Raw genomic sequence first — 15,780 nt, 5'->3', positions numbered from 1 at the left:
ACGGTGGGATGGAATGACAAAAGTATCAATATTTTGTGTTTTTTTGATGGTTTTATATCTGAGGAAGATCGAGAAGCTATGTCATGTGTTGAGACAGAAGTAATGGCTGATTTTCCAGAGTTTGAAATCAAGTTATCTCCGCTTCGTTATGATGCACTAAAGCAAATGAAATCACTTGATGCCTGGGTATATCGCAGAAGTGAAAATATGCTAGAAAATGGCGAAATTGAAAAAAATCAGAAGTTGTGAAAGGTGGTTTAGGGTGATTTGCGATCGCACAAATCATTCAAATAGTTTTGTAGCCAAGTTGCCAATTGGCGAACATCGTTTTCTGGAAGCTGTTTAATTGCTGCTTCAATTTCTAATAAGTTGGTCATAAATAGAAAAATGTTTGGGAAATAGTTCTGTAGTTTAGTTTAACTTGCGATCGCACTTCCAATCTCGCACATAGCCAAAGTGCGATCGCTCATATTTACGATCTTACATCTGAACTTTTCAGATTGTTTCCCCCATAATTAGAGCAAGGGTTGTAAAGAGGCGTTTGCAATTAGGAGATGCCTTGCATATCTTAGCAGCATCCAACCTCTCTAAAAGCTGGGAGGCGTGTTGGATTTTTTGGTATTCACCCTTAGATGTATCACAGGTAGCTGCTTTCAAACTTGGCTCCAAGCTATCTTTATCAATATTCTCCACATTGGAATTTTTGGGAATGCTATTTTCTTTAAAACCCTGACCATAATAATTCTTTAGAGTATCAATGTCAGCAATAAACCATGCTTCCATTGCTTGCACCATTAAATAGCAATGATCGTCATCCACTCCTGGTGAATCCCAATTATCTCTAAACTTCAAATGCTCCCAAGGCGTTTTTTTTACAGGCGCTTCCGCATCTACTAATAGTACATTAAAGGCATCTGGATGATCTGACAACGCATATTGAAAGTCGTTGAAAGCACTATTACGAGATCCACACATAATAATGTTCCAGCTAATTCCCTTACTTCGTGCAATCTCAACTAGCTTTTTCAGAAAAGTGCTAAATCCTTTGCGTAGCGAAGCTTTTGTATTCTTTGAATCTCCACCACCTTCTATGTAAATGCGGATTTCCTTTACCATCGGTTTCCTCCGATTTCACCCATTCGCCAAAGATCTCCCAGAGTATAGTTTTCTAGCCATTTTTTCAGTTGATTGGGATCAAGAGGACGCAAATGGCTTCCCTTATCGTCTCGATCGCATACCATTACTGACTCAGGATTAAGTGCAGAAACCAAAGCATCAGAATGAGTGGTAACAATTAATTGTGTTCTTTGAGATGCTTCGATTAACATTTCAGCAATTGTGGGTAGAATATCTGGATGTAAACCTATCTCCGGTTCTTCAATACAAATAAGTGGTGGTGGAGTTGGATCTAGCAGTAAAGCCATTAAGAATAAATAACGAAGTGTTCCATCTGATAAACGGGTTGCAGGAATTGGTTGACTTAGACCTTCTTCACGAATAAATATTTGAACTGTCCCGCCATAAATCTTAGTTGTAAGTTCTTCTGCTGCATCGTAAAACTTCTTTAGTTTCTCTATAATTTGTCTTGTTCCCAGTTGGTGTTGTAAGTTATTTAAAACAAGTCCAAGGTTACTTCCATCTTCTAGGAGAGGATGTTCGGGTAAGTCAGATTTTTGAGGCATTCTGGGGTCTGAATCTCGTCCTATATGCCAGTCTCTATATAAAGCAATGCTGGAAAATTGATTGCCAACATAAGTGAGTTCTGGATATTGATCTGGGTCTTTTCTTTGAGACAAAACAGACTGATCTGGGATAAGATCTTCTCGGCGAAGACGACGTAAACTTTCAGATGTAGCTTTTACATTTAAAACTGGATAACCACTTTGATAGCGGTAGTAAAAATAGACATCTCTTTCGCCTGGATGAGGTTTTTCATTCTCGATCGCTTCGTCTACAAGTTCCAATCTTTGACCTACTACAGTGAAACCAATCCGATAACGTATTGGCATACTTCCAGAGTTATTTAAAGTAGCTTCAATTTCAGCAGTCGGAATGTCCTTTGTACCTTTCCAAAGGAAATCGCTGATACCTCCTCCTTTCCGAATAGGGGTAGTTAAATCGATAGGTGTTGCCTTTAGGATTCCAATTGCTTCGATTAAATTCGACTTGCCAGATGCGTTCGGGCCAATCAAAATATTTAGAGGTTGTAGTTCAATTGTTTCACCCTCACTTCCATAGGATAGGAAGTTTTTTATTTGCAGGGTACGGATAAGTCTTTTACCTTCCATCTCATCCTTTTATTACAATCTGTAATATTATAATGGCTGTTCTCGGTGCTTAATTATTGAGTGACATCGCTTGTATTCCAAGAATGCCTGCTTAGTTTTTAAAGGCATCTGGATTATATCTTTTCATAATTTCAATAAATCTTGGAAATTCGTCTTTATCTTTTACTTCTACTGTAATTAATGTTCTAAAAATAGATTCCTCTGGTTTTTTAGCAACTAATATTTCTTTTTCGCGTTTTATAACTCCCACCATAAAATTAAAAGGTTCATCTTGCTGATTGCCTATCTTGAGATTACTTATCAAAACCTCATCACCAATTTGTAGGCAAGGGTCAAAGTTGAATTTTGCAATTTCCCAAGTTTGATATTCCTCACTACCTGGTTCTACAGTTGTGGGTATAACAGGAACAACGAGATCAATAACATATTCATACATAATCGCATTCCTTTATTTTTCCGATGTCATAATTTATAGTCTAGCAGAAAATTGATTTGATTTTTTTGATTATATATTCAGCTATGTAGTTTCCTTTGGCGGATGTTGTAACAACACTTCTTTCAAATACTGCCCCGTATAAGACCGATCGCACTCTCCCACCAATTCCGGCGTTCCCACAACAATAATTTCCCCGCCTTTATCGCCACCTTCCGGGCCTAAATCAATTACCCAATCGGCGCAACGAATTACATCTAAATTATGTTCAATTACCAAAATTGAATTGCCTTTATCTACCAATCTTTGCAAAACATCCAACAATTTGTGAACGTCATAAAACGATAAACCAGTAGTAGGTTCATCGATTAAATAAAGAGTTTTTCCTGTCGCACGGCGCGAAAGTTCGGAAGCTAATTTTACTCTTTGCGCTTCCCCTCCTGAAAGGGTGGGTGCAGATTGTCCTAAACGGATGTAACCTAAACCGACATCGACTAAAGTTTGCAAGCGAGTCACCGCTTTGGGGATGTTTTTAAATACCTCTAAAGCTTCTTCGATCGTCATATTCAGAACGTCTGCGATCGAATAACCTTTATATTTAACTTGCAAAGTTTCTCGGTTGTAGCGATCGCCTTTGCAAACCTCACATTGCACGTAAACATCCGGCAGAAAATTCATTTCAATTACATTTACCCCTTGACCTCCGCAAGCTTCACATCTGCCACCTTTCACATTGAAGGAAAATTGTCCGGGTTTATAACCTCTGGCTTTGGCTTCAATTGTTTGGGAAAAGATTTCTCGAATCGCATCGAAAACTCCCGTGTAAGTTGCGGGGTTGGAACGGGGAGTTCTGCCGATCGGAGATTGGTCGATGATGATTGCTTTATCGATCGCATTCAACCCTTTAATTCCATCCATCTCTTTTGGTAAAGGTACTTTTTTGGTGAGATGATGTTGCAAACTTGGATAAAGCAACTCATTGATTAAAGTAGATTTTCCCGAACCAGAAACACCCGTGACGCAAACGAGTTTTCCTAACGGAATTTCTACATCTATATATTTAAGGTTGTTGCGATGGCAGTTTTTCAGAATTAAACTTTTCCCATTACCTTCTCTGCGAGTTGCGGGAGTTTCAATCACTCGTTTTCCCGACAAATAAGCGCCAGTCAAAGACTCTTCTGCTGCCAACAAACTCTCTAAATTTCCTTGGGAAACAATCCTCCCTCCATGAATTCCCGCACCGGGTCCGATATCTATAATATGATCTGCGGCGCGAATCGTTTCTTCGTCATGTTCGACAACGATTAAAGTGTTTCCCAAATCCCGGAGTTTGGTGAGAGTTTTCAACAATCTGCTGTTATCTCTTTGATGCAAACCGATGCTTGGTTCATCTAAAACGTAGAGAACTCCGGTTAATCCCGAACCGATTTGAGTTGCTAGGCGAATCCGTTGCGCTTCTCCTCCCGAAAGCGTCATTGCTGGACGATCTAAAGTCAGATAATCCAACCCGACATCTAATAAAAATTGCAACCGGGCGCGAATTTCTCTCAGAACTAAGTCGGCGATTTGAGTTTGTCTTTCGCTCAATTTTAAACTGTTGATTCGTTCTTTGCAAATGGCGATCGACACTCCCGTTAAATCCAGAATTCGATATTGCCCTAACCTCACCGCCAAAGCTTCCGGTTTTAACCTTTTCCCCTGACAAACTTCGCAAGGTTGGTCAATTAAATAAGGTTCCAACTTCTGCTTTTGCAATTCCGAACCTGTCTCATCGTACTGCCTTTGCAAAATCGGAATTACCCCTTTAAAACTGCGGAAATCATCGCGGTTTTCCATCCAAATCGCCTTGTCGGAACCGTACAAAATGATCTGTTGTTGTTCCGGCGTTAACTGATTCCAAGGAGTATAAATTTTAAACCCGTGCGCTTTAGCGACACTCTGCAATAAAACTGTGTAATATGAATCTTCCTTATCCGCCCAAGGTGCGATCGCCGAAATCAAATCCGCCTCCGGGTCAGGTATCAACAACTCCGGCGCAAAAGTTCGCAAACTCCCCAAACCATGACAATGCGGACAAGCGCCATAAGGCGAATTAAAAGAAAACAATCTTGGCGATAATTCTTCCATCACCGCCCCATGTTCGGGACAAGCAAAGTTTTCCGAAAATACCAATTCTTGCGGTTGTTCCTGATAGGAATTCACCGGGTTTGTGGTATCATTTAAGTTATACATATTGTTTTCCCGCGACGCGGATACCCTACCCGATGTATCATTTAATATCTCAATAACCGCAATTCCACTGGAATGACGCAAGCAAGTCGCCAGAGAATCGGTTAAACGCTCTTGAATTCCAGGTTTTTTCACTAACCTGTCAACGACAATTTCAATAGTGTGAGTATAATTTTTATCTAACTCGATATTTTCATCAAGCTGTCTGACCTCATTATTTACCCGAACTCGCGCAAATCCTTCGGAAATTAAACTAGAAAGTAGCTTGCGGTGAGTACCCTTTTTTCCCCGCACAACAGGCGCGAGTATTTGAAAACGAGTGCCATCGGGAAGGTCGAGAATGCGATCGCACATCTGGTCAATAGTCTGGGGAGAAATGGAGCGATCGCAAATCGGACAATGAGGTTCACCCGCCCGACCAAACAACAACCTGAGATAATCATAAATCTCCGTCACCGTTCCCACCGTCGAACGCGGGTTGTGCGAAGTTGATTTTTGATCGATAGAGATTGCAGGACTAAGACCTTCAATCGCATCCACATCCGGCTTATCCAATTGTCCCAGAAATTGACGTGCATAAGCACTGAGAGATTCCACATAACGCCGTTGCCCTTCCGCGAAAATCGTATCGAACGCGAGGGAAGATTTGCCGGAACCGGAAACGCCAGTGAAAACGATTAGGCGATCGCGCGGCAACTCCAAATCGATATTTTTCAGATTGTGCTGCCTCGCACCCCGAATGCGAATCGAACTCAGATTATTCAGATTTATTCCCGTAGAAAGATGACCGTTTTGGGTGTTGGCAGCGTGGGACATGAGAGACAGAGCGTAATGTTGCTTAACGATTTTAACGCTGTCGGGATTTTTGGGTGCGGGGGGCGCTCCTCAATTAACCATAAATTTCGCTGCGATGCCCAATTCTATGAATAGTAATAATTCTTGATTCCGTGCTGAAGGTATAAACTACTCGATAATCTCCAACTCTTAGCTTAAACAATTACACTGACGTACTATCTCTCAAGATCTTAAGTTTGTGTAAAACTTAGATAGAGCCGTGCTTGTAGCAATAAGTATTTTATGAAAGTAGAATCTATTACAGTTCAAAAGTTTAAACGCTTTGATAATCTTGAGGTTTCTTTCAAAAATAAGACTCTTCAAGAAGTCACTAATCGCTTCCTAATTCTGGGAGACAATGGTACAGGTAAAACAACACTTCTTCAGGCAATAGCTTTGCCACTAGCTTTAGCTACCAAACAAATTCAAGCGGTATCTGAATTTGACTGGGTAGGTTTTTTAGCTGGTCGATTTTGGATAGGAGGTTCTCCACAGATAGAGTTAGAAATATCTTTTGAAGATGAGGAACTTGAAGCAACGCGGTTAGTAGCTAGAAAATGGTATGAATCACAACCATTTGAATTCCGTCCCCGTGATTTTGTTGAACCGGGCAACAGCCGTTTGGTCAGACTAACTCTGAATGGAGAGTATTGGAAGGTTGGAGATGAAAATAAACTTGAAGAGCGCTCTCAGTTCCAAGGTCGTTATTATGCAAAAAGACTGCTGAAAACCGATCCTTCAGCACGTTCTGAATTTTCCAGACTTCCCAGTGTTTTCTGGTTTGACCAGTTTCGTAATCTTGGTTCAAATCCAATTCGAGAAAGCAGCGGAGATGGACAAACAGATCATACTTCTAGCATTCCATTTGACTTAGGTGTAGGGCGTTTGCGTCAATATTTAATCGAGTGGGATCAAAGGAGAAGAAATTCACATAGAAATGCGTCTGATGATTATCTCAGTCAACTTCAAAACCTTTATACAAAAGTTTTTCCTGAACGCTCATTTCATGGGGTTGAGTATCAGCCTAGTAATGACTCGCCGACAGAAATGAATACATACTTCACACTTAACGATGGACATAGAACTTATGACATTGTTGAAATGTCAGCAGGGGAACAAGCAGTTTTTCCAATGCTCTATGAGATTGTTAGACAGCAAATAGCATATTCTATTGTTTTAGTTGATGAAATTGATCTAAACCTACACCCACCAGCAGCCCAACTCTTAGTTAATCAACTTCCTAAAATCGCTCCTACTTGCCAATTTATATTTACAACACATTCTGAGGCTGTAAATGATGTGATTGGAGAAGAAGAGACTTACCGCCTTCCGGGAGGTTCTCTGTGTCTGTAAATATTCTTTATTGTGAAGGAGGCAAAAATAGTCCTGATATTCGTGTTTTACTGAATATCTTGTCTGGAATATGCACTGTCAAACCTGCTGGAAGTAAGTATGGGCTTGATCGGCAGATTGTCTTTATCAAACAAGAAAACCTTTTACCTAGTTCTGTCGTAGCTGCTCTTAAAGATAGAGATTTTGATAGTGATGTATCACCACCTGTCAATTCTCCTCGGAATTGGTTAGCGAGAGTTCATAGTCAGAATATTCAGGTGGGCTGGTCTTGGGAAAGAAAAGAGATTGAAAATTATTTAATCGATCCTGAAATTGTATCGCGTGCGCTTGGTTCAAAAGCTCCGCCACTTGAAGACTACCGTACCGCACTCGAAGAATCAGCCAAAAATATCGCGGATTATACTGCCGCTAGAATTGCATTATCTCTCTCTCGTCAACGGCTTTTACCACTTAATAACTGTTGGGGAAATATGGGAGGTCAACATCCATTTCCAGATCGCCTAGCTGAGTCAGATTGTCGTGTTGGCATCACAGATGTTGTCCGTCAATATGAGCAAGCTCAGATAATTCGAGAAGATGATGTATTGAATTCCTTTGAGCAGTTACTTTCTGTCTGTCGTGTTGGTGGTGTCAGGTTTCAAAACTTTCTGACATTCTTCTCAGGCAAAGATTTACTTTGTGGAATGAGATCGGCATTAATAGGTTGGGGATTGGGAGAACCTTTCGTTTTTCGAGAACGAATTGTCAAAGGAATTGAAAACTCAACTGAGGACATTTCATCTTGGATTCCAGAGTGGACTCAGCTAAGACAAGTAGTTCAGAACTTTAGTCCTTGAGAGTTGGCAATTATGGCAAAATAGTAGCGATTGCCTACGGCACGCTACGCGATCGACATCGAAACCGGAGCTTTTGAAGTTGATGCTAGTGAAATAGTGGCTTGCGATCGCCTAGAATTCATATAGTTAGTAAATCAAATTTAAAAATGAAATACCCACTTCATACTGTTTCCAAACCAGTTTCAGGTAGCGAAGTTGAAAAACTTGCCAATGCTATTAAAAGTGGCGGTTATGTTGCTAATGAAGCAGCTTTGGCTTTAGCTAAAAAAATTGCCGATCGTCGCCATAGTCAAAAAGCTGCCAATGCCGCCCAGTAGTAAGTTTGCTGGAGTTGATTTTACTCAGCTACCTGTCGAACATTTCACCCCCGATCTTACTATTTCTGGTCAAGGGTTTCGTTGTCTGCGAGGTGAGTTCGTCACCTACTGGCGACAAGGACGCATTCAGCGAGAGATAAACGCTCGGATCAGTCAATGTTGGATTTTACGATATAAAGATAATTTGGCTGGTTACATCACCCTACTTGCAGATAAACTGGAAGTCGATCGACCAATTCTACTTGACGAAGGTGTTCAGTACCGATCGTTTCCAGCTATTAAAATTGGTTTATTAGCGGTCGATCAACGTGCTAAAGGAGCAGGTCGCCGTCTAGTTGAATGGGCAGTGGAGTACGTTGCAGCTGAAGTTTCACCTACAGTTGGCGTGCGCTTTATGACAGTTGATGCGCTTTACGACCCGGATACTATTCCTCCTTATGACGCATCTGGCTTTTATGAAAAGTTTGGGTTTCAATTTACCGATCCAAATGAGTCTTTGCCACCATCTGTGCCTTATCGCACAATGTATTTGGATCTAAAGCCATTGATCGATCTGTTGAGTATCCCAGATATTGAACCAAGCGAAGATTAACTTCGCCTCACCTTTAAAGACATTCAAGCATCGGAGTCGTCTATGTTGCTACAAGAATTGAAAGAGGAAATCTATAAGCTATCGCCGATCGATCGCCTCGCACTACTAACCGCAATTATTGAGTCCCTGCAAGAAACACCAATATCTCAATCCGATCGTTCAGCTGCGATTAAAAGAATGCGAGGTTTGTTAAAAACAGACCAGCCAGCACCGACAGATGAAGAAGTAGCTGCAATGTTAGAACGCAAAATAGAGAATAGTTCGGGCTTATGCCTTTAATTCAACAACGTAGTCATTACCAATCTAAACCTAATTGTTTAACAACTTCCTCAAGTGGAATTCCACGTTCTCCCGCTTCTTTTCGCTTCATTTGCTCAAGCAATTGTTGCCTGACCTCTTCTTTAATTTCCTTTCCCTCATCAGGATCGCCAAAATATTCATCTAGACATTGTTCGACAATATGCCGAATTAGATCGCTAAGTTGTTCAACTGTCATATCTTTGACTTGCATTTCTATCTCCTTAGCATAGAGAGTCTTCATATTTTAGCTTTTTGCGATCGGAAATTCAGTATAAGCTTTCCAAAAATCAGCATTGTCAAGGATTGTATCAAGATATCTCACATTATTTGTGCAGTAATCACCCGCTTGCCGGACACTAGGCACTGAGAAAGTATATCGCCTATAATGTGCTGATAGCTACCTCCTCTCACAGTCAATACTTAAATGAAAAATAAGGAAAAATCTGCTAATTCTCAATTCTCTGCTGGCGTTAGTTTTCAAGCCAATGGGGATGCTCGATTCGTATCGCAAAATGTTCGAGATATAGGTTCTCAGTTCAAAGCAAAAATGTCTCGGATGGCAAATTCTCCAGCTTCTTCTAGAGAGGGATTTGCTTATGAGTACATTGACGCGATCGATCAGCAGTTCAACTTAGGAGGCGGATATAAGGTTGAGGTTCCTGATATTAACGGCAAGAACTCACCTGATATTCTAATTAAGTCTAGAAGTTCAGGCAATTTAGTTAAAGAACAACAGCTAAAACTTAATTCGCGGACAGCAGATAACGCTGCTAACAGTGGAGCTTACGGAAAACAGGAAATTAGAACTCCGAAAGGACAAACCCGAAAACCAACAAATTCCAAAGTTAAAGAATCCAACGTTTCCACTTCTGAAGTTAGTAAAGGGGCTAAAAATCCTCATCAAGCAAATAGCAAATATCAGTTTAAAGCTGCAATGGCTGAAATTGCTAATGCTGCTGCTATAGGTGCAATCACTGGCGCTGTTGCTGCCACGCTGATGTCAAGTTTAGTGCATTTTTTGGCGGTTGAACGTGGTGAAATGGAAATCGATCATGCCATTGCAGCAGTTTTTATAAATACTATTGAAGGCGCTGTTATAGGATCAGCGAGTGGCGGATTGTTTGCCGCTATTCCTGCATTTATTCCTGCTTTAATTCCTGTTTTAAATATCATTTCAGTACCTCTTTTAACTGTTGGTGCATTCCAACTTGTTAATCAGGTTGGTGAAATTATCGATCGCCATACATTTGCCAAACGTAATGCAGTGCTTGAAGAAGTTCATCGACAAGATGCTGCATTCTTTGAGAGTTTTGACCAGCAAGTTATGGCATATCTTCAAAGTTAGCTTTCTCTTTTAGTTCTGAAATAAGCAATCTTTAAATTATTAGGTGACTTGTGATGAATATTGTACAAGCTCGTTGTCTTCTGAACGAAATTGAAGCTCTGCTTTACTCTGGTTCAAATTGGGATATATTTTGGCGAAATGTTTTGAATGAAATTCGCGGCGGAGATGTAGACGGTCTTTTTTATGAAGCTCTTGCTAAACTTCATGCTTTGGGTGCGTTAGACGTGGAACTCAATAACTTTATCAACATCTTCATCCGATCGCAAATTCAGCGATTTTACGATCAACTTTATAAAACTCGGAGATGGCATCTAATTAACGGTCATGTTTATGCTTATTCAGATGTTGTAAACTTCGTTAGAGAAAGTCAACCGCTAATTCAGCTTCTCCGCAAAAAAATTGAGGAAATTCATGCTGAGTCTTGCAAACTGTCTGAAGAATTCTACAAGCATAAGCATATAATAGTTTGTGGAACAGGAGTGTTGATTCGCGATGAATAGTTTAAAGTAGCAACATAGGGTTTCTTGGGTTTTCAAGTTTGATTGAACCTGAGAAACCTGCTAGGTAAATCGCTGATATAATAACAGAAAAGAAAACCAGTAAATTCTTGGTATGACGATCGCATCTAATCACAATTCAAGCATTATTCGGACAGAGCGAGGATTGACGATCGCAGGTACGCGAATCACGCTTTACGATGTAATGGATTTGTTAAAAGCTGAGTATCCACCTAAATTAATTCGTGATAAGTTAAACCTGACAAATGAGCAAATCAATAGTGCTTTGTCTTACCTAAAAATCAATCACGATCGAGTAGAAGCAGAGTATCAAGAAGTTTTAGCAAATAGACAAGAAATTCGCCAATATTGGGAAGAGCGTAATCGAGAACATTTCAATCGAATTTCTACCATGCCCCGTAAACCAGGTAAAGAGGCTTTGTGGGCAAAACTTGAGGAACAAAAAGTAAAACGTGCCTCAGAACAACCATGATTTTCTTAGTTGATTACAATCTTGATGGTTATGCGGTTGTTTTCCTGGGAATTTTGGCAAAACTTGGTTGGCTGGAATTAATTCCTATTCAATTTGTTACTTTTAAAGAAGCTGGTTTATCGATGGATAGTACCGATCGCACTGTCTGGAATTATGCTCAAGCAAACCAAATGATGATTCTCACAGCTAATCGAAACATGAAAGGAAAGGACTCGCTAGAACAAGTAATCCGCCAAGAGAATACAGCAAATTCATTTCCTGTAGTAACAATTGGAGATCTCGATCGCCTTGACGAATTTAGTTACCGAGAACAATGTGTCGATCGTTTAATCGAAATTATATTGGATATGGAAAACTACATGGGAGTTGGTCGGTTGTTCATTCCATAAAAATTTGTTTCAATTGATAATTACTAAACAAATTCAAGCATCGGAGTCATCTATGTTGCTACAAGAATTGAAAGAGCAAATCTATAAGCTATCGCCGATCGATCGCCTAGCACTACTAACCGCAATTATTGAGTCCCAGCAAGACTCAGCAATCAAAGCATTCTGTGCATAATCGCCAATTCTTGACTGCTAAAATTAGATCGCTCTCATTCCCTCTTTAAGCTACAGTAAAAGATATATTTTCTAACACTACATTAGGGACATTTCCTGCACCTAAAACTTCTGTAGCGTCCAAAATTTCTATTCCTACTAATAACTCATTTTCACCAATATTTAAAGCTATTTCTTCCGTTAACTGTAAAATGCGGCACTCATGCTTACCTTCTACAAGTCTAATGTAGAGAGCATCAATTTCAGAATCATAACTAATTTTCATAAATCCCTCAAAAGTAAAAAGTATAAACTGTGATAACGACTAACTCAGTATCAGTCTCGGCAACAATCGGTACTACCTTCTTGAGAGAGTAGAACTGACCCTGCCAATCATTATTATACTGAAAAGTCGCTTGATATTTATATCTACCATTTTTTGCATTTTGGCGATTACCTGTAATAATGGTATCAATAATTTCAGCCTCATTTGTACCCCTTTCAATCGCTTGCTCTTGAGCGTGATTAGTTAATCTAATAGATTTCATTTTTATTATCCTTTTCGGCTTTGAGCTTCTGCCTTTAACTCAACAGATTTTGCTATAAGCCTATTTAGCTTGTTTGATTGCTACACAATTCAATTTTATACTACAATAATGTTACAAGTAGGTTCTGTTACATAAAATCTGCCTTACGAAGCGACAGAAAAGTACTAAAAGGAGAGTGGTGAATGAAAAAAGTAGCGGTGTTTGGTAATACTGGAGGTGGTAAATCTACTCTCAGCAAGAGATTATCCCAAATCACTGGTTTACCACTTCACGTCTTAGACAAAATGCAATATCAATCAGGGGGTACGGAAGTTCCGCAGGAAGAGTTTAAGCGTGCCCATCAGCAAATTTTAGATGCCGATCGCTGGATTGTTGACGGATTTGGTTGTATGGAAACCCTCTGGCAAAGACTTGATGCGGCAGATAGTCTAGTTTATCTCGATTTACCGCTATATGTGCATTTTTGGTGGGTAACTAAACGATTTATCACAGGTTACTTTAAACCGCCAGAAGGCTGGCCTCAAAATAGTCCAATCTTGAGAAGTTCGCTTACTAGCTACCGCGTACTTTGGTTATGTCACAAAAAATTAACTCCAAGATATCGTGAGTATATTAAGCAAGCACAAAGTAAGAAAAGTGTTTATCACCTGCGATCGACCAAACAGATTTCGCAATTTTTTGAATCAATTGAAAATGAGATTAAGTTTAAAAATAGTGCAACAGCTTAACTAAAAGTTTCTTCACTGAGAGTTACACTAGATGAATACACAACTAATGATTTCCTATGAAATTTCCTCCTCAATTCCAACAAAATATCGAAAAATGGGCAAGAATACAGGGAGTTTCCACAGAACAGTTTATTTGGCAAGCTATCGCCGAAAAAATTGATAGTTTGAATCAAAAAGTAGTCGAAAACTCTTCTGAAGAACAGTCAGAATTAACAAATAAAAGTCAATCTAACCAAGCTAAAATCTATCGAAAAGAAGGAATTTTAGTAATAGATGCAGAATTACCAGAAAGCTTCGATCTTAATTCTTTCATAAATGAGTTAAGAGAAGAACGTATTCAGGATCATAAGGCTTTATGAAAGTCTTATTTGATACCTCTGTTTTGGTTCCTGCATTAATTGTCAATCATCCAAAGCATTTTGTTTGCTTTTCTATGGCTAAAATCACCAATCTTGTCCAAGTCCCTGAGTAATTCAATTATGAAAAACCATAACATGAATCACCCACAATTTGCAGAAACCGAAGTAAAAATTATCATTTTGTGTGAAAACTGCTCGCAAAAGTTACGTATTCCCAAGCGGAAGAAAAAACTCCGAGTAACCTGTCCTACTTGCAGACATGAATTTAACTACAAACGTTATCTCTTTGGCTTTTCCTCCAACAACAAAAAGCCGCTTATAGTTGGATTAGTTGGTAGTTTAATCGGATTTTTTCTAGTAGAAATCGTCAACTTTAACCGAGCCTTAGTTAGTAGTACAAATCCTCTAGTTGCTACAATGATAACAATTGGAGCATTTGCCATCTGTTTCGGCGCAGTTTTAGGAGGCGCAGAAGGGTTTTTCCGCAAAAATAAGACTAGATTATATTATGGTCTTAAAGTTGGCGCAATTTTGGGTTTAATTAGTGGCGTTATCTCAGGCTTTATTGCTCAAATTATCTACAGTTTTATCCTTTCATTTTTCATAGGACAAAGTATTCGTTCCCTGAGTGGGGAAATTTTTGCTCGTGCTGTTGGGTGGTGTATTTTGGGACTTTTATTAGGAATTGCTTACGGGATTAAAGAAAACACTTTCGGGGATCTAAAATTTGGCTTGATTGGTGGTGCTATTGGTGGATTTATTGGTGGTTTGCTTTTCGATCCCTTGAGTATATTAATTCAATTTGGTGGAGGTACAATAGGAAGGTTAGTAGCATTTTCGATTCTGGGGATGACTATTAGTGTAAGTATTAACTATTTTAGAGAAGTTGCGATCGCTCGCAACCGCCCAGAAATGTATCAACAAATCACTAGGAAATTGCCTCCTAACCCAAGATTACTATTACCCGATTCAACTAAAAAAGATCGGTGAAACATTGCTACTAACTATTTAAACTATCAGGATCGATCCCGTGAGAACGGAGTAGTTCTTCCAGACGCTGCGATCGCACTCGTTCCGCTTCCGCACGTTTGCGTTCTGCATCTGCACGCGCCTGTTCTGCATCAGCACGAGCTCGTTCCGCTTCTGCACGTTCGCGTTCTGCATCAGCGCGTACTCGTTCTACTTCCAGTTGAGTTTGAGCTAAAGCTTCCCGTTCAGTGGAAGTTAAAATCCAATTACCTGAATCATCATACCAACGTAACCACGATCGATTAATTCCTTGATATTCTCCCCACCACAAACCCAAACCTAATTGCAATTGTGGCATCCAAATCTTAGGTTCTCCTAACTCCAATTCTTGATAAAAACCAGCCGTGAGAACAAAAGCTTTTAAGCGATCGCTATAGCGATCGAAAACTACATAATAAGGCACCCTTAAAATCTGCTCGTAAACTTCCCATTTCGTCGGAGGTTCGCTACTTAGCCTGGTACTTCTACCCAAATCTTCTTTTTCCGTCCCAGGTGACAATAATTCCACCACCATCGGACTCACCATTTCTTGCCAAAACACATAACTTAAGCGTAAATCCTGATTATCATAAAGTTTCGGTACTCCCACCACCCCAAACCAATCAGGTCTTTTGTACCACAAATGGTGACGAATATCATAGTAAAGATTCATATCCCCAGCACTAAATATTTCTTCTGCTGGGTAGCTACCCGGACAAAAAGTTTGACTAAGTAAAGCAGGTTGATAGTAATGAAATTCGTCAGGCAAACCAGGTTCCTCCGGGTTTTCGCTAGGTAAATCATACATGGTGGGCAAAGTTTCTCTGGGAGAACGCGGTGGATCGCTTTGCTCAACAGGGTATTTGAAATGTTTGATTTGCATAACTCACCAATTAAACTCTGTACAATCATTATAGTAATTCAGTTAAGTTTTACAGAATTTATCGCCTCACCCACTAATAGTAATTATCTAGTATTTTTTGTTTTTGCCGTAGCGGTGGTAGCAATTGTAGCGGTGGTTGTAGTGGAAGAGGTTGTGGTGGTTGCGGTAATTAATTAACCCAAAAAATGGTGATTGGAA

Annotated in this window: 22 protein-coding genes and 1 pseudogene; 14 read left to right on the top strand and 9 right to left on the bottom strand. The window is 39.8% G+C overall.

Annotated features, from left to right (window positions below; all coding sequences use genetic code 11):
- The first annotated feature begins 3 nt into the window (after positions 1-3).
- Positions 4-249: a MafI2 family immunity protein gene (locus ACE1CA_RS08555; RefSeq protein ID WP_413277576.1), complete on the top strand. Its 246-nt coding sequence runs from the start codon at positions 4-6 to the stop codon at positions 247-249.
- A 246-nt stretch (positions 250-495) separates the two neighbouring features.
- Here the strand turns inward: ACE1CA_RS08555 and ACE1CA_RS08550 are convergent, their stop codons facing one another.
- The 5 genes and pseudogenes from ACE1CA_RS08550 to ACE1CA_RS08530 all read right to left on the bottom strand — a co-directional run.
- Positions 496-1,116 carry a DUF4276 family protein gene (locus tag ACE1CA_RS08550; protein ID WP_413277577.1) on the bottom strand — a complete coding sequence of 207 codons (621 nt, stop codon included), beginning with the start codon at positions 1,114-1,116 and terminating at the stop codon, positions 496-498.
- Positions 1,110-2,288: an AAA family ATPase gene (locus ACE1CA_RS08545; RefSeq protein ID WP_413277578.1), complete on the bottom strand. Its 1,179-nt coding sequence runs from the start codon at positions 2,286-2,288 to the stop codon at positions 1,110-1,112. Before ACE1CA_RS08545 ends, ACE1CA_RS08550 begins: the two co-directional genes overlap by 7 nt.
- A 91-nt stretch (positions 2,289-2,379) precedes the next feature.
- Positions 2,380-2,724, bottom strand: a complete 345-nt coding sequence (locus ACE1CA_RS08540) for a hypothetical protein (protein ID WP_413277579.1) — start codon at positions 2,722-2,724, stop codon at positions 2,380-2,382.
- An 81-nt stretch (positions 2,725-2,805) separates the two neighbouring features.
- Positions 2,806-5,766 (bottom strand): excinuclease ABC subunit UvrA, encoded by a 2,961-nt coding sequence (gene uvrA / locus ACE1CA_RS08535; protein WP_413277580.1) that lies wholly within the window; start codon positions 5,764-5,766, stop codon positions 2,806-2,808.
- A gap of 73 nt (positions 5,767-5,839) precedes the next feature.
- A pseudogene (locus tag ACE1CA_RS08530) lies at positions 5,840-5,944 on the bottom strand (type II toxin-antitoxin system RelE family toxin); the annotation flags it as partial.
- An 83-nt stretch (positions 5,945-6,027) separates the two neighbouring features.
- Between ACE1CA_RS08530 and ACE1CA_RS08525 the strand changes: the two are divergent.
- The 5 genes from ACE1CA_RS08525 (at position 6,028) to ACE1CA_RS08505 (ending at position 9,161) form a co-directional block, all read left to right on the top strand.
- Positions 6,028-7,137 carry an AAA family ATPase gene (locus tag ACE1CA_RS08525; protein WP_413277582.1) on the top strand — a complete coding sequence of 370 codons (1,110 nt, stop codon included), beginning with the start codon at positions 6,028-6,030 and terminating at the stop codon, positions 7,135-7,137.
- Entirely contained in the window at positions 7,128-7,973 is an 846-nt protein-coding gene (locus tag ACE1CA_RS08520) for a hypothetical protein (RefSeq protein ID WP_413277583.1), read from the top strand. The genes ACE1CA_RS08525 and ACE1CA_RS08520 overlap by 10 nt, the downstream gene beginning before the upstream one ends.
- Before the next feature lie 146 nt (positions 7,974-8,119).
- Positions 8,120-8,290 carry a hypothetical protein gene (locus tag ACE1CA_RS08515; RefSeq protein WP_413277584.1) on the top strand — a complete coding sequence of 57 codons (171 nt, stop codon included), beginning with the start codon at positions 8,120-8,122 and terminating at the stop codon, positions 8,288-8,290.
- Positions 8,277-8,882, top strand: a complete 606-nt coding sequence (locus ACE1CA_RS08510) for a GNAT family N-acetyltransferase (RefSeq protein WP_413277585.1) — start codon at positions 8,277-8,279, stop codon at positions 8,880-8,882. Before ACE1CA_RS08515 ends, ACE1CA_RS08510 begins: the two co-directional genes overlap by 14 nt.
- Positions 8,883-8,924: 42 nt before the next feature.
- Entirely contained in the window at positions 8,925-9,161 is a 237-nt protein-coding gene (locus tag ACE1CA_RS08505) for a hypothetical protein (RefSeq protein ID WP_413277586.1), read from the top strand.
- A 16-nt stretch (positions 9,162-9,177) separates the two neighbouring features.
- On the opposite strand, the gene ACE1CA_RS08500 is transcribed toward ACE1CA_RS08505, so the two are convergent.
- Entirely contained in the window at positions 9,178-9,423 is a 246-nt protein-coding gene (locus ACE1CA_RS08500) for a hypothetical protein (RefSeq protein ID WP_413277587.1), read from the bottom strand.
- 183 nt (positions 9,424-9,606) lie between these two features.
- On the opposite strand from ACE1CA_RS08500, the gene ACE1CA_RS08495 reads away from it, so the two are divergent.
- From ACE1CA_RS08495 to ACE1CA_RS08480, 4 genes are all read left to right on the top strand, one after another.
- A complete protein-coding gene (locus tag ACE1CA_RS08495; protein WP_413277588.1) occupies positions 9,607-10,527 on the top strand; it encodes a hypothetical protein in 921 nt (306 codons plus the stop codon).
- Positions 10,528-10,580: 53 nt separating this feature from the next.
- Positions 10,581-11,027: a hypothetical protein gene (locus ACE1CA_RS08490; RefSeq protein ID WP_413277589.1), complete on the top strand. Its 447-nt coding sequence runs from the start codon at positions 10,581-10,583 to the stop codon at positions 11,025-11,027.
- A gap of 112 nt (positions 11,028-11,139) precedes the next feature.
- A complete protein-coding gene (locus ACE1CA_RS08485; RefSeq protein ID WP_413277590.1) occupies positions 11,140-11,517 on the top strand; it encodes a DUF433 domain-containing protein in 378 nt (125 codons plus the stop codon).
- Complete coding sequence (locus tag ACE1CA_RS08480) at positions 11,514-11,906, top strand: DUF5615 family PIN-like protein (RefSeq protein WP_413277591.1); 393 nt, start codon at positions 11,514-11,516, stop codon at positions 11,904-11,906. Before ACE1CA_RS08485 ends, ACE1CA_RS08480 begins: the two co-directional genes overlap by 4 nt.
- Before the next feature lie 217 nt (positions 11,907-12,123).
- Here ACE1CA_RS08480 and ACE1CA_RS08475 read toward each other — a convergent pair whose 3' ends face one another.
- Positions 12,124-12,342, bottom strand: a complete 219-nt coding sequence (locus tag ACE1CA_RS08475) for a DUF2283 domain-containing protein (protein WP_413277592.1) — start codon at positions 12,340-12,342, stop codon at positions 12,124-12,126.
- A 7-nt stretch (positions 12,343-12,349) separates the two neighbouring features.
- On the bottom strand, positions 12,350-12,604 hold the full coding sequence (locus ACE1CA_RS08470) for a DUF4258 domain-containing protein (RefSeq protein ID WP_073596871.1): 255 nt from the start codon (positions 12,602-12,604) through the stop codon (positions 12,350-12,352).
- Between the two features lie 182 nt (positions 12,605-12,786).
- On the opposite strand from ACE1CA_RS08470, the gene ACE1CA_RS08465 reads away from it, so the two are divergent.
- From ACE1CA_RS08465 to ACE1CA_RS08455, 3 genes are all read left to right on the top strand, one after another.
- Positions 12,787-13,332 carry an isopentenyl transferase family protein gene (locus ACE1CA_RS08465; protein ID WP_413277593.1) on the top strand — a complete coding sequence of 182 codons (546 nt, stop codon included), beginning with the start codon at positions 12,787-12,789 and terminating at the stop codon, positions 13,330-13,332.
- A gap of 56 nt (positions 13,333-13,388) precedes the next feature.
- On the top strand, positions 13,389-13,691 hold the full coding sequence (locus ACE1CA_RS08460) for a hypothetical protein (protein WP_413277594.1): 303 nt from the start codon (positions 13,389-13,391) through the stop codon (positions 13,689-13,691).
- A gap of 120 nt (positions 13,692-13,811) precedes the next feature.
- Positions 13,812-14,681, top strand: coding sequence for a zinc ribbon domain-containing protein (locus ACE1CA_RS08455; protein WP_413277595.1), 870 nt, complete (start codon positions 13,812-13,814; stop codon positions 14,679-14,681).
- 10 nt (positions 14,682-14,691) lie between these two features.
- Here ACE1CA_RS08455 and ACE1CA_RS08450 read toward each other — a convergent pair whose 3' ends face one another.
- Entirely contained in the window at positions 14,692-15,582 is an 891-nt protein-coding gene (locus ACE1CA_RS08450; protein WP_413277596.1) for a Uma2 family endonuclease, read from the bottom strand.
- Here ACE1CA_RS08450 and ACE1CA_RS08445 point away from each other — a divergent pair.
- Entirely contained in the window at positions 15,568-15,759 is a 192-nt protein-coding gene (locus ACE1CA_RS08445) for a hypothetical protein (RefSeq protein ID WP_413277597.1), read from the top strand. The two genes, ACE1CA_RS08450 and ACE1CA_RS08445, sit on opposite strands and share 15 nt — an antisense overlap.
- Positions 15,760-15,780: the final 21 nt, after the last annotated feature.

Source organism: Floridaenema evergladense BLCC-F167 (assembly GCF_041929205.2).
Lineage (GTDB): Bacteria > Cyanobacteriota > Cyanobacteriia > Cyanobacteriales > Aerosakkonemataceae > Floridanema > Floridanema evergladense.
Note: the sequence above shows the minus strand (reverse complement) of the source record. Positions and strands in the feature narration are given on the sequence as shown.

What these genes read in the sequence shown, in the direction of transcription:
- ACE1CA_RS08475 (WP_413277592.1), bottom strand. Translation starts at nt 12,342, where the DNA reads ATGAAAATTAGTTATGATTCTGAAATTGATGCTCTCTACATTAGACTT.
- ACE1CA_RS08445 (WP_413277597.1), top strand. Translation starts at nt 15,568, where the DNA reads ATGTTTGATTTGCATAACTCACCAATTAAACTCTGTACAATCATTATA.
- ACE1CA_RS08480 (WP_413277591.1), top strand. Translation starts at nt 11,514, where the DNA reads ATGATTTTCTTAGTTGATTACAATCTTGATGGTTATGCGGTTGTTTTC.
- ACE1CA_RS08545 (WP_413277578.1), bottom strand. Translation starts at nt 2,288, where the DNA reads ATGGAAGGTAAAAGACTTATCCGTACCCTGCAAATAAAAAACTTCCTA.
- ACE1CA_RS08465 (WP_413277593.1), top strand. Translation starts at nt 12,787, where the DNA reads ATGAAAAAAGTAGCGGTGTTTGGTAATACTGGAGGTGGTAAATCTACT.
- ACE1CA_RS08450 (WP_413277596.1), bottom strand. Translation starts at nt 15,582, where the DNA reads ATGCAAATCAAACATTTCAAATACCCTGTTGAGCAAAGCGATCCACCG.
- ACE1CA_RS08470 (WP_073596871.1), bottom strand. Translation starts at nt 12,604, where the DNA reads ATGAAATCTATTAGATTAACTAATCACGCTCAAGAGCAAGCGATTGAA.
- ACE1CA_RS08490 (WP_413277589.1), top strand. Translation starts at nt 10,581, where the DNA reads ATGAATATTGTACAAGCTCGTTGTCTTCTGAACGAAATTGAAGCTCTG.
- ACE1CA_RS08485 (WP_413277590.1), top strand. Translation starts at nt 11,140, where the DNA reads ATGACGATCGCATCTAATCACAATTCAAGCATTATTCGGACAGAGCGA.
- ACE1CA_RS08455 (WP_413277595.1), top strand. Translation starts at nt 13,812, where the DNA reads ATGAAAAACCATAACATGAATCACCCACAATTTGCAGAAACCGAAGTA.
- ACE1CA_RS08510 (WP_413277585.1), top strand. Translation starts at nt 8,277, where the DNA reads ATGCCGCCCAGTAGTAAGTTTGCTGGAGTTGATTTTACTCAGCTACCT.
- uvrA (WP_413277580.1), bottom strand. Translation starts at nt 5,766, where the DNA reads ATGTCCCACGCTGCCAACACCCAAAACGGTCATCTTTCTACGGGAATA.
- ACE1CA_RS08540 (WP_413277579.1), bottom strand. Translation starts at nt 2,724, where the DNA reads ATGTATGAATATGTTATTGATCTCGTTGTTCCTGTTATACCCACAACT.
- ACE1CA_RS08515 (WP_413277584.1), top strand. Translation starts at nt 8,120, where the DNA reads ATGAAATACCCACTTCATACTGTTTCCAAACCAGTTTCAGGTAGCGAA.
- ACE1CA_RS08500 (WP_413277587.1), bottom strand. Translation starts at nt 9,423, where the DNA reads ATGAAGACTCTCTATGCTAAGGAGATAGAAATGCAAGTCAAAGATATG.
- ACE1CA_RS08525 (WP_413277582.1), top strand. Translation starts at nt 6,028, where the DNA reads ATGAAAGTAGAATCTATTACAGTTCAAAAGTTTAAACGCTTTGATAAT.
- ACE1CA_RS08550 (WP_413277577.1), bottom strand. Translation starts at nt 1,116, where the DNA reads ATGGTAAAGGAAATCCGCATTTACATAGAAGGTGGTGGAGATTCAAAG.
- ACE1CA_RS08505 (WP_413277586.1), top strand. Translation starts at nt 8,925, where the DNA reads ATGTTGCTACAAGAATTGAAAGAGGAAATCTATAAGCTATCGCCGATC.
- ACE1CA_RS08460 (WP_413277594.1), top strand. Translation starts at nt 13,389, where the DNA reads ATGAAATTTCCTCCTCAATTCCAACAAAATATCGAAAAATGGGCAAGA.
- ACE1CA_RS08495 (WP_413277588.1), top strand. Translation starts at nt 9,607, where the DNA reads ATGAAAAATAAGGAAAAATCTGCTAATTCTCAATTCTCTGCTGGCGTT.